Annotated in this window: 13 protein-coding genes and 2 pseudogenes; 11 read left to right on the top strand and 4 right to left on the bottom strand. The window is 75.9% G+C overall.

Going from position 1 to position 10,588, the window contains the following annotated elements:
* Positions 1-156 precede the first annotated feature (156 nt).
* Complete coding sequence (locus tag ACFV4F_RS13795; RefSeq protein ID WP_380502256.1) at positions 157-819, top strand: adenylate kinase family protein; 663 nt, start codon at positions 157-159, stop codon at positions 817-819.
* 99 nt (positions 820-918) lie between these two features.
* The gene (locus ACFV4F_RS13790; protein WP_380502254.1) at positions 919-1,533 is read left to right on the top strand and encodes a nucleoside deaminase; all 615 of its coding nucleotides are present in this window, start codon (positions 919-921) and stop codon (positions 1,531-1,533) included.
* On the opposite strand, the gene ACFV4F_RS13785 is transcribed toward ACFV4F_RS13790, so the two are convergent.
* Entirely contained in the window at positions 1,505-2,302 is a 798-nt protein-coding gene (locus ACFV4F_RS13785) for a VOC family protein (RefSeq protein ID WP_380502252.1), read from the bottom strand. The two genes, ACFV4F_RS13790 and ACFV4F_RS13785, sit on opposite strands and share 29 nt — an antisense overlap.
* A gap of 171 nt (positions 2,303-2,473) precedes the next feature.
* Between ACFV4F_RS13785 and ACFV4F_RS13780 the strand changes: the two genes are divergently transcribed.
* Positions 2,474-3,307 carry a hypothetical protein gene (locus tag ACFV4F_RS13780; protein ID WP_380502250.1) on the top strand — a complete coding sequence of 278 codons (834 nt, stop codon included), beginning with the start codon at positions 2,474-2,476 and terminating at the stop codon, positions 3,305-3,307.
* A 30-nt stretch (positions 3,308-3,337) separates the two neighbouring features.
* Here ACFV4F_RS13780 and ACFV4F_RS13775 read toward each other — a convergent pair whose 3' ends face one another.
* Positions 3,338-3,964, bottom strand: a complete 627-nt coding sequence (locus tag ACFV4F_RS13775) for a hypothetical protein (RefSeq protein ID WP_380502248.1) — start codon at positions 3,962-3,964, stop codon at positions 3,338-3,340.
* A gap of 48 nt (positions 3,965-4,012) precedes the next feature.
* On the opposite strand from ACFV4F_RS13775, the gene ACFV4F_RS13770 reads away from it, so the two are divergent.
* From ACFV4F_RS13770 to ACFV4F_RS13760, 3 genes are all read left to right on the top strand, one after another.
* Positions 4,013-4,675 (top strand): hypothetical protein, encoded by a 663-nt coding sequence (locus tag ACFV4F_RS13770; protein ID WP_380502246.1) that lies wholly within the window; start codon positions 4,013-4,015, stop codon positions 4,673-4,675.
* Complete coding sequence (locus tag ACFV4F_RS13765; RefSeq protein ID WP_380502244.1) at positions 4,672-4,986, top strand: hypothetical protein; 315 nt, start codon at positions 4,672-4,674, stop codon at positions 4,984-4,986. Before ACFV4F_RS13770 ends, ACFV4F_RS13765 begins: the two co-directional genes overlap by 4 nt.
* A gap of 77 nt (positions 4,987-5,063) precedes the next feature.
* Complete coding sequence (locus tag ACFV4F_RS13760) at positions 5,064-5,774, top strand: GNAT family N-acetyltransferase (protein WP_380502242.1); 711 nt, start codon at positions 5,064-5,066, stop codon at positions 5,772-5,774.
* A 214-nt stretch (positions 5,775-5,988) separates the two neighbouring features.
* Here the strand turns inward: ACFV4F_RS13760 and ACFV4F_RS13755 are convergent, their stop codons facing one another.
* Positions 5,989-6,921: an alpha/beta fold hydrolase gene (locus ACFV4F_RS13755; RefSeq protein ID WP_380502240.1), complete on the bottom strand. Its 933-nt coding sequence runs from the start codon at positions 6,919-6,921 to the stop codon at positions 5,989-5,991.
* A gap of 96 nt (positions 6,922-7,017) precedes the next feature.
* Here ACFV4F_RS13755 and ACFV4F_RS13750 point away from each other — a divergent pair, with 96 nt between their 5' ends.
* The 5 genes and pseudogenes from ACFV4F_RS13750 to ACFV4F_RS13730 all read left to right on the top strand — a co-directional run bounded on the left by ACFV4F_RS13750 (position 7,018) and on the right by ACFV4F_RS13730 (position 9,641).
* Positions 7,018-7,662 (top strand): TetR/AcrR family transcriptional regulator, encoded by a 645-nt coding sequence (locus ACFV4F_RS13750; RefSeq protein WP_380502238.1) that lies wholly within the window; start codon positions 7,018-7,020, stop codon positions 7,660-7,662.
* A 132-nt stretch (positions 7,663-7,794) separates the two neighbouring features.
* The gene (locus ACFV4F_RS13745) at positions 7,795-8,184 is read left to right on the top strand and encodes a GNAT family N-acetyltransferase (protein WP_380441162.1); all 390 of its coding nucleotides are present in this window, start codon (positions 7,795-7,797) and stop codon (positions 8,182-8,184) included.
* 103 nt (positions 8,185-8,287) lie between these two features.
* Positions 8,288-8,713: an SRPBCC family protein gene (locus ACFV4F_RS13740; protein WP_380502236.1), complete on the top strand. Its 426-nt coding sequence runs from the start codon at positions 8,288-8,290 to the stop codon at positions 8,711-8,713.
* Positions 8,710-9,024 (top strand): annotated as a pseudogene (locus ACFV4F_RS13735) (MarR family winged helix-turn-helix transcriptional regulator); the annotation flags it as partial. The gene ACFV4F_RS13740 and the pseudogene ACFV4F_RS13735, both read left to right, overlap by 4 nt.
* A gap of 410 nt (positions 9,025-9,434) precedes the next feature.
* Positions 9,435-9,641, top strand: a complete 207-nt coding sequence (locus tag ACFV4F_RS13730) for a DUF397 domain-containing protein (protein ID WP_380502444.1) — start codon at positions 9,435-9,437, stop codon at positions 9,639-9,641.
* 318 nt (positions 9,642-9,959) lie between these two features.
* Here the strand turns inward: ACFV4F_RS13730 and ACFV4F_RS13725 are convergent.
* Positions 9,960-10,322: pseudogene (locus ACFV4F_RS13725) on the bottom strand (MBL fold metallo-hydrolase); the annotation flags it as partial.
* Between the last annotated feature and the right edge of the window lie 266 nt (positions 10,323-10,588).

The raw sequence follows: 10,588 nt of genomic DNA, 5'->3' as shown, positions 1-10,588 counted from the left end.
CGCGGGGCCCGGTGTGCCGCCCCCTCTTGCGCGCCCCCGCCCCGCTGCCGGCCCCCCACCCGGTCCCCCCCCCCCCCCTCCGGGGGGTGTTGGCGCCCCCCCCCCCCCCCCACTCCGCCCTCCCGCTCCACGGCGGCAGCCTGACAAGATCGACCGATGCGAATCGTCCTCCTGGAACCACCGGCGTGGCCGCGGGAATCCCCGGGCGCATCACTGGCCGGCGCCCTCGCGGTGCCCCGCATCGGCTTCGGCGACCTCATCCGCGCCCACCTCCGCGAGCGCACCGAACTGGGCCGCCGGGCCCACGAGTTCATGAACTCCGGCGAGCGGATCCCGGACGAGATCAGCAGCGCGATCGTCGCGGACCACCTGCGCCAGGCCTCCCCCGCAGGCTTCATCCTCACCAACCACCCGCTCAACACCACCCAGGCACGGGCCCTGGACGAACTGCTCCACCGGCGCGGCACGTCCCTCGACGCCGTCGTGCACCTGCGCCTGCCCGAGGACGAACTGGAACGCCACATCCGCCTGAGCGCCGACCGCCGCCTGTGCCGCACCGACCCGTCCCACACGTACGAGCCGCCGGACAACCCCCCGCCCGGCGACGGCATCTGCCCCGCCTGCGGCAGCGAGCTCTACCAGCGCGACGACGACGAGGAGACGAAGGTCCGCGCCCGCTTCGCCCAGCACGAGGAGAGGGCGCAGCCCCTCACCCGGCACTACGCCGCCCAGGGCCTCCTCGTCACGGTCGACGCCACCGACACCCCCGAGGCGATCGCCGGACACACCCTCACCGCACTTCGCCGCCACGGAAGTTGAAGGCATCGGCCACACGGCGTGGGACGTCGAATCGGCCGACTTCCCACGCCCCGCTCCGGTTCCCGCTAGCGTGGGACGCCGCCAACGAGGAGGGGCCGTATGGACGTCGCCCGACGCCGGATCCTGCAGGCGCTGGCCGGCACCGCGCTCCCGGCGGCCGGCCCTCCGCCGCGCGCCGTGCCCGGCGACGGCGACGGCGACGGCGAGCACGAGCGGTTCATGTGGCTGGCCGTCGACCTCGCCCGCACCAACCCCGCGTACCCCTTCGGCGCGGTCATCGTCGCCACCGACACCGGCGAGGTCCTGGCGCGCGGCGTCAACGCCAAGGCCTCCAGCCCGCTCCTGCACGGCGAGACCGCCGCCATCGCCGACTACGTCGCCCGGCACGGCAACGACGGCTGGGCCGCCGCCACCCTCTACACCACCGGCGAGCCCTGCCCGATGTGCACCGGCGCGATGATCTGGGCCGGGCTGCGCCGCATCGTCTGGGCGAGCTCCGTCGACGCCATCCGCAGCTCCGGCATCCCCCAGATCGACCTGTCCGTCCGCGAGGTGACGGCCCGGGCGGACACCTTCTACGCCCCCGAACTGCTCCTGGGCGGCGTACTGGCCGACTGCACCGACGCCCTCTTCGAACAGGCGCAGCAGGTGCGGGAGAACGCCGCGGGGGCGGGCGGGCCCGGGCTCAGGCCGTCGGCCCCGGCGCGGGGGTGAGCAGGGCGAAGACGGCGCCGGCTGGGTCGGTGAGCATGGCCAGGCGGCCCACGCCCGGGGCGTCCATCGGCGGGATGAGGGTGGTGGCGCCGTGTCCGGTGGCGGTGGCGAAGGCGGTGTCGCAGTCGGTGACGGCGAAGTAGGGATGCCACTCGGAGGCCGAGCCGGCGTCGAGGTTGTCCTGCAGCAGCTGGAAGATGCCGCCCTGCTCTCCGTGCGGTCCGTCGCCCACCGGGGAGAACGTCGCGTAGGACAGGCCGGGGCCCATGGGCACGTCCCGGAAGGTCCAGGCGAACACGGTGCGGTAGAAGTCACGGGCGGCGGTGGCGTCGGTGGTGTACAGCTCGGTCCAGCACAGGGCGCCGGGTGCGGCGACGGTGTCCAGGCCCCGGGTGGCGCGCGGCTGCCAGACGGCGAAGTCCGCGCCGGTGGGGTCGGTGAAGTGGGCCAGGCGCCCGGCGTCGAAGACGTCCGTCGGGGGGACGCGGACGGTGCCTGCGGCGGTTTCGACGGCCTTGGCGGCGGCGTCGGCGTCGGATGTGCCGAAGTAGAGCGTCCAGGCGGAGGTGGCGCCTTCCTCGGTCGGCGGGCCGGCGGCGGCGACGGTCCTGCCGTCGAGGACGAAGAATCCGTACCCGCCGGCCTGCGGTCCGGCCGGCTCGAACTCCCAGCCGAACACGGCGCGGTAGAAGGCGGCGGCGGCCTCGACGTCGGGGGTGCCGAGGTCGACCCAGTTCGGTGCGCCGAGGGCGAAGTCGGTCGAGAGCACGGCGGTGTCCTCCGGTGCGGGTGTCGTGCGGACGCTCCCTCACCCTGCCGCACGTCCTGGCGGATCGGGGTGTGCACCCGCCGGAGCAGGCGGTCGGGCGGGCCGGTTTCCCGCTCCTCGCGACCGCGAATCCGGTGGCGCCGCGCCACTCCGTCGCGCCAGGCTGGGCGGATGGCCGACCGTTGCACCATCGTCGTCGTCCGTGAGAGCGGCGAGCACGAGCTCTACCTGTCCCGGTTCGGGGCGGTGGGGCTCGACCTCGCACTGCTCGCCGGGCCCGGGCGGGCGCTCACGCTGCTGCCCGGCCTCCAGCCCGGTGACTGGTGGCCGGACGACGTGCTGTGCCAGGGCGCGGCGCTCGTCGACCACCGGCGGCGGGTGCTGCTGGTGTTCGCGTGGGAGGGGCCGAGCACCACGATGCTCCACCGGGCGGCGGCCCTTGAGCTGCTGCGCGAGGCGTGGGCGGGGTGGGAGGTGCGGTGGGCCTTCGACGGTCCGGCGGACCTGCGGACGTACCTGGGGCTGGACCCGGAGGCCGTCCGGGACCGGGAGCGGCGGGTGTCGCCGGGTTTCCTGGTCGACGCGGACGACGCGGACGATGCGGAATTGGCCGGGCCGGAGCCGATGGTGGCGGTGGTGACGGTCGGTTCGCAGCGCTGCCACCTGGTGGCGGGCGGCGGCGACCATCCCGTGCGGGAGGGCCCGGCGCTGCTGGAGCGGGTGGCGCGGGGCCGGGACCTCGGGGTGTGCCGGGTGCGGGCCGAGGCCGGGATCCACGTCGATCCGGCGCGGCGCCGGGTCGGGTGGTGGACGCTGGGTGCGTGCGCGCAGGCGTACGAGATGGCGGGGCGGTGGCCGGGCTGGACGGTGGAGTTCTGGCGCGACCGCTTCGAGGAGCACGTCCGGGCCTGCGGCGGGCGGTTCGCGCCGCCGCCGGTGGACCGGGAGCGCGCGCTGGCGGCGGTGCGGGCACAGGCCCAGGAGCACTGGGCGGCGCAGCCCTGACGCCCCCGGCGGCTGCGGTGGCTGCGGCGGCTACGGGCGGTGCAGGGCGCGCGCGTGGTCGGTGGCCCGGCGCAGCTGGGTTGCGGTGAGGCGGCGGGCGTCCCACAGGAGTTCGGCGATGCCGGCGGTGGCCGTGCGCGGCGCGGGGGCGGGCGGTTCGAGGCCGGTGAGCGCCGCCAGGCGGTCGGCGGGGATGTCGATCACGGCGGCGAAGTCGGCCAGCAGGTCGGGGGTGAGCGCCACGGTGCCGCGCCCGACGCCGCCGTAGGTGACGGCGGACCAGCAGCGGCCGGTGACGACGTACAGGGTCTTGGCCAGGTTGAGCCAGTTGAGGTTGCGGTTGCGGGCCAGGCACATGAGGACGGCGCCGGGGCCGGGCGGGTACTGCTCGTAGGCGCGCGGTTCGGGCAGCGGGCGCACCGGCTCCTGCTGCGGGAGCGCGGCGAGGTGGCGGCGCAGTTCGCTCCGCCCGGCCGGGGGCAGGGCGAGGGCGTGCTGGGCAAGGTGGGGCACCCAGGTGCCGGCGGCGGGGTCCGCCGGGGCGAGGTCATCGGGTACGGGCGTGCCGGCGATCGCGAAGCGGTCGGCGGCGTGGAGGTCGTGCGCGTGCTCCGCAAGCCGTCCCGCCGTGCCGCCGAAGCCCTCGTTCCCCGTCATCTGGCCAGTCTAGAAGCGGTGTCGGCGGCGGGCGCTATGGTCCCCGCCATGGAAGAGGAACTCCTCGCGCAGTGTGCTCCCCTGGACGGCCGGGTCGGTCACGTGGGCGGCATCGAGTCGCTCACGCTGGACGGGCGCCGCTACTACTTCGGCTTCGACTACCGCAGCGACCTGGTGCTCTCCCCGCTGTTCGACGACGCCGGGGCGATGGCCGCCTTCGCGAGCGCGCACATGCGCCAGACCAGCGGCCGGCACGACGAGGCCCACTGGGCGGGCCTGGTGGCCGCTGCGGCCGGGCACACGGAGCTGGACTGCGACGACGCCCAGCGGGACGTCGTCTCGGCGCGGTTGGGCGGCGCTCTGCCGGAGGCCGGGGGCTACCTGCTGTACCTGCTGGGCGCGGTGACCGGGTGGGACGACTGGTTCGGGGCGGCGCCGCCGGAGGTGCAGGAGGCGCTGGACGGGCTCGGGTTCGCCGGCGGGGACGACGACGGGGACGACGACGAGTTGGCGGAGCTCGTCGACGACTGCCTGGAGGCGGTGCGGGAGTTCGGCGCGCAGGCGCGGCCCGACGAGTGGGCGGTGGTGCGTTTCCACCTGACGGCGGCGATACGTCATCTGCCGGGCACCTGGGGCCTGGTGTTCGCGCCGCTGGCGCAGGGCGTCCTGGGCCAGGGCGTGCTGGCGCAGGAGGCGGACGGGTCCCGGTGAGGCGGGCGTACTGGCAGGCGTACTGGTGGCGGCTGCGGTTCCGGGCGGACGGCGGGCCCGGGTGGGTGGCGGTGGGTCCCGGGGAGTTCGCCCGGGTTCCGGACGCCGCGCTGAGGGAGGCGTCCCTCGACGGGTGGGCGGATGCGCTGCTGGCGCAGGCGCCCGGCGAACTCGACGACGTGCGCGGTGACTTGCTCCTCGAGTGCTTCGCGCAGCCCGCTGCGGCCGCCGGTGCCGTGCCGGTGTACTCGCGCCGGGTGCGGCTGCCCGGGCCGTGCACCCGCGACCGGGGCCCGTCGACCGGGCATTGACTCCTCGTTGACGGGCGGCTGGTGGACTGCGGGTGTCGGCCGGAGCGGCCGGGCGTCCACCGGAACGGGGAGGTGCCGTGATCCTGACCGACCGGCTGCGGCTGAGGCGCTTTCGCCTCGACGACGCGCCCGCGCTGGCGCGCTACCGCAGCGACCCCGAGGTGGCCCGCTTCCAGAGCTGGCGCTCGCCGATCGACCCGGCGCAGGCGGCGGCGATCGTGGCGGGCTACCGGGCGGAGTCGCCGGAGGGCCCCGGGTTCTTCCAGTGGGCGATCGAGCTGCGGGAGCACCCGGGGCTGATCGGCGACCTGGCGGTGGGCACGGTGGCGGCCCGCGGCGGCGGCCTGTGGGCGCTGCTGGGGATCACGGTGGCGCCCGAGTACCAGCGCCGCGGCTACGCCGGCGAGGCGATGGGCGCCGTCGCCGCGCACCTGCGGGCGCGGGGCGTGCGGCGGGTGGCGGCCGAGTGCGACGTGCGCAACACCGCGTCGGCGCGGATGCTGCGGCGGGCGGGGTTCCGGGAGACGGGGCGCGCGAGCCGGTTCGTCGGGCAGCGGGGCCGGCGGGCCGAGTTCCTGCTGTTCGGGATGCCGGCCGAGGAGGCGTGCCGCGCCGTGAGGGGCGCGGCGCAGATGGAGGAGGAAGAGATGGTGGATCCAGGGCGTGTGAGCCCCCGCGTCGCCCCTGCCGGTGACGTGGCCGAGGACGCGGCCGGGAACGTGGCCCAGCAGCCGGCGCAGCCGGAACAGCCGCAGGAGGCCGACGGGTTCGGGGAGGGTGAGGCGTAGGGGGCGATCACGCACGAGCGCGCGCCCCGGGTCCGCCGCCCGGGGCGCCGCCGCAGGCGGAAGCGCCCGCGCAGCTCCGCGACCACCTGGCCGGACGTCGGTTCCGCCTCGTCGCAGGTTCCGTCGGGGTGCCGGGTGCGCGGCTTGCGGTCGCGGAGGACGTACCTGGCGTTCTCCTCGCCGCGCTGGTGTACGGGAACCGGCGAGTAGAGCTTTAAGAAGCGGCCGGCGGCGTTGCGGCGATGAAGTCCAGGAGGCGTTCGTTGACGAGTTCCGGGCGTTCCAGGTTGAGGCCGTGGCCGGCCTTGTCGACGATCTCGGCCCGCACGCCCGGGATCAGGGCGGTGACGCGCTCGTGGACGCGGCGCGGGCGCAGCAGGGCGCTGCGGCGGCCGATGAGGACGAGGGCGGGCAGGGTGAGGGAGCGCAGTTCGTCGTCGGTGAAGGGGCGGGCGGCGGGGCGGGCGGCGGGTTTGTAGGTGCGCATGCCGAGCATGAGGGGGGCGATCATCTCGGGGGGTGCGGCGAGGGCGGGGTTGGCCAGGAGGCGGCCGAGGGCGGGGCGCAGGCGGCGGGGGGCGAGCATGCCGAAGAGGCCGGCGGCCATATGGGCGTAGAAGCGGGCGGGGACCTTCTCGATGCCGCCGGGGTCGAGGGCGGTGACGGTGGCGAGGCGTTCGGGGGCGTGGATGGCCTGGTTGAGGGCGAGCCAGCCGCCGTAGGAGACGCCGACGAGGTGGACGCGGTGGAGTCCGAGGCCTGCGAGGACCTCGCCGAGCCAGGCGGCGTTCTCGCGGGAGCCGGGGGCGGCGGTGTGCTGGACGCTGCGGCCGGGGTCGTCGAGGGTGTCGAGGGCGTAGACGGGGTGGTGGGCGCCGAGGGCGGCGATCTGCGGGTGCCAGTTGGAGGGGTGTCCGGCGTGGCCGTGGAGCAGGACGACCGGCTCGCGGCCGTCCTCGGGGCCCCCGTGGTCGTCCTGCGGGCCGGGGCCGGGGCCGTGGTGGTGGACGTGGACGGTGCCGTAGGAGGTCTCGACGTCGAGTTCCCGGCGGGGGGCGGGCCACAGGTGCATGGCGCGGTCGTAGGCGTCGAGGAATCGGGTGCGGGCTTCGTCGCTGACGAAGTGTCCGACGGCCGTCCTGGTCATGGGGTCCCCTCCTGACGGGCAGCGCGGCGCTGCTCGGGGCGTTGCCGCAGCACTTGATGGTATGTTTGTACCATAAAACAAATCGGAGGGAGCCGGATGCCGAAGCTGGTGGATCACGAGGAGCGGCGCGCCCACATCGTCGACGCGCTGCTGCGCTCGGCGGCGGCCGGCGGGCTGCACGCCGTCACCATGCGGTCCGTCGCCGTCGAGGCGGGCGTGTCGGTGCGGCTGGTGCAGTACTACTTCGACACCAAGGAGCAGCTGCTGCTGGCCGCGATGCACCGCCTGGCGGCGCGCATGGGCGAGCGGGTGAGCGAGCGGGTCGCCGCGCGGGTGGCGGCGGGGACGGGGACGGGGGCGGCGGGTTCGGGATCGGCGGCGCCGGCGCCGCGGGACGTCGTGGAGGCGGTGCTGCTGGAGGCGGTGCCGACGGACGAGGAGAGCCGGACCTTCCACCTCGTGTACACCGAGTACGCGGTGCTGTCCGTCACCGATCCGGCGCTGGGCGGGCAGGCGTTCCTGGCCGCGCCCAACGAGATGGAGGCGTTCCTGGCCGCCCAGCTGACCGCCGCGCAGCGGGCCGGCCAGGCGGCGGCGGGGCTGGACGCGCGCCGGGAGGCGGTCGTGCTGCTGGCGGTGTCGGCGGGGCTGGGGCTGAGCGTGCTGCTGGGGCAGCGGACGGCCGAGGACGCGACGGCGGTGCTGGGCTACCACCTCGGGCGGATCTTCCCCGCCCCGTAGCACTACGGCACCGGCCCCAGCCCCAGTCAACCGCCGTGCACCACGGCCCCGGCCTCGGCCAACCGCCGTGCACGGCCGCGCCGTTCGAGGCCGGCCCCTCCCCCGACCGGCGGCGCTGCGATGCTGTCCGGCATGGAAACGATCACACTGTCCGTCCGCCCCGACCTGAGCGACGCCTCGCTGAACGAGCTGTTCGCCGCCTCCTGGCCCGGCCACCGGCCCACGTCCTTCGCGCCCGTGCTGGCCCGCAGCCTCGCCTGGGTCACGGCGCACCGGGACGGGCGGCTGGTCGGGTTCGTGAACGTGGCCGGGGACGGCGCGCTGCACGCGTTCGTCCTGGACACCACGGTGCATCCGCAGGAGCGCCGGCGGGGCCTGGGGGTTCGGCTGGTGCGGGCGGCGGCGGCCGAGGCGCGGGCGCGCGGGGCGCAGTGGCTGCACGTGGATTTCGAACCGCACCTGGGGGCCTTCTACGAGCGCTGCGGGTTCCGGCCGACGGCGGCGGGGCTGATGGCGCTGTGAGACCGAGGAGGGGCGGCGGGCGGGCGGCGGGGACCCCTTGCACGATAGTCGTCGCGGAGATAATCTCTGCGTAGAACATTTCGAGCGATGGGGAGAGCACGACATGTGGAGCCACGAGTACACCGGTGAGACGACGGCGGCGCCCGAGGCGGTCTGGGCGGTACTGAAGGACCTCGACAACTGGCCGCAGTGGGATACGTCCATGGAGTCGGTCACGCTGCTCGGCCCGTTCGAGGTCGGCGCGAAGGTGTCGATGACGCCCTCCGGCCAGGACCCGATCACCTCGGTGATCACCGCGATCGAGGAGAACGCCCACTACGCGGACGAGACCGCGTTCGCCGGCGTGGTGCTGCGCTTCAGCCACCGGCTCAGCCCGCGCGGCGACGGCGGCACCACGATGGTGCACCGCCTGGAGATCGACGGGCCGGCCGCCGGCGAGATGGGCCCGCAGCTGGGCCCGGCCATCACCGAGGACTTCCCCGAGGCGATGGAGGCCCTGTTCACCCACGCGGGCGGCTCCGCCTTGTGAGCCCCCGCGTGAGCCCCCCGGACGGAAGCCCGTGCCACCGGACGTGCCGACGGCCCTGGCACGGCGCGGGCTTCCGGCTGTGGCAGGCGGCGCTGCGCCGGCGGCGGGCGGTGGAGGCGGCGCCGGCGCCGTACGGCCTGACGCACGGCCAGTTCGTGCTGCCGGCCTGCGCGTGGCACCCCGGCGGGCGCGGCGAGGTGCCCGGCCAGCGGGTGCCGGCCCGCCGGGCGGGCGCCGACGCGCGGACGCTCTCGCAGGTGGTACGCCGCCTGGAGGCCAAGGGGCTGCTGGAGCGGGAGCCCGACCCGCGCGACGCCCGGATCCGGCGCCTGCGGGTCACCGGCCGGGGCGCGGAGGTGACCCGCGCAGCCGTCGCGGCGGTGGAGCGGGCGGACGCGGCGTTCTTCGCCCCGGCCGCCCGCCTCGACGCCCGCCTCCACGCCCGCCTCGACGCCCGCACGCTGGAGGCCCTGCCGCGGGCCCTGGCCACCGGGCGGCCTCCCGAGCCGGGCGCACCGTCAAGGGGCCACCGGTGCGCCCGGCGGGCCCCCACGGCCGGCCCCCGCTCCCCTGCCCGGCATATGCAACGGATCATCCGCCGTCCCGGACCAGCCCTTGACGGGTCCCTGACAGTCACGGCCGGGGCCGGGTGTCGCCGCCGGGTGCCGCGCCCGTACCGTGGTGGCCAGTTGACCGTGTTCTATCAGGAGGGGTTATCGCGATGGACAACGACCGTACGACCACCTGGCGCAAGAGCACTCACAGCGGCGATTCCAACGGCTGCGTGGAGGTCGCCGACGGGCTCACCGGGGTCATGCCCGTGCGGGACTCCAAGGACCCGCACGGGCCGGTGCTGCGCTTCCGGTCCTCGGCCTGGCAGGCCTTCGTGACGGCCGTGCGCGGCGGGGAGTTCGACCGCCCGGCCTAGCGCGGCCGCGTCACAGCGCCGGCACCATGCCTTCCTCGGCGGCGAGGGCTTCACCGCCGGGGAAGGCGGCCCGGGCCTCGGCGGCGGGGCGGGTGCGGTCGGCGCCGGGCCGGAAGTGGGTCGGCAGGAGGCGGCGGGCCGCGGCGCGGGTGGCGCAGGCGATGAACAGGTCGGCGACGGCGGCGAGTTGGTCCAGGGCCGGGCAGGGGCCCGCGTCGCCGCTGCAGGCGAGGGTGAGGCCGGGGCGGTGAGGCGCACGCCCGCGTGGGGGACGTGGTGGGGCAGCGGGGCGGTGTCCAGGCGCAGCGGGCCTGCCTGCAGGGTGCCGGCGGCCGGCAGGGGGTGGAGGTCCTCGGTGGGTTCCATGGCCTGGACGCGGGTGAGGACGCCGGGCGGGCAGGCCAGGGGCAGGCGCCGGCCGCGGCGGGGGGCGAAGTGGCGGGCGCGGGCGAGGGCGCTGAGGTCGGCGCAGCGGTCGGGGTGTTCGTGGGTGATGACGACGGCGTCCGGCTCGGCCCCGAGGGCGGCCAGGCGCGGGTGGGTGCCGCAGCCGAGGTCGAGGTCGAGGGCGAGGGCGAGGGCGAGGCGGTGGCCGTCGTGGTCGAGGAGGAGGCCGCTGGCGGCGCGGTGGGCCTCGGGCCAGGCTCCGCAGGTTCCGAGGACGGTGAGGTGGCTCGGCATGCGGACGATCACCGCACGCCCCTCCCCTCCCCCCGTCCGGGGCGGGGAGGAGGGGGTAACGGCCGTGGGTGTCAGGGGCGTTGGTGATAATCGGACGCGCATACACGGCACACCACGGAGGAGGAACGCTCGTGACTCCTCCCCCGGCTGAAGCCGGGGGCTTCTCGCTAGCCCTGGCGGGCGTTGCGACGGACAAGCCCTGCCCGTAGAACGTTGGTGGCTCCCACCGTGTCGGCGTGCGCCGTGTGGCCGCAGCCAACGCAGTG

The organism is Kitasatospora sp. NPDC059722, from assembly GCF_042733235.1.
Lineage (GTDB): Bacteria > Actinomycetota > Actinomycetes > Streptomycetales > Streptomycetaceae > Kitasatospora.
Note: the sequence above shows the minus strand (reverse complement) of the source record. Positions and strands in the feature narration are given on the sequence as shown.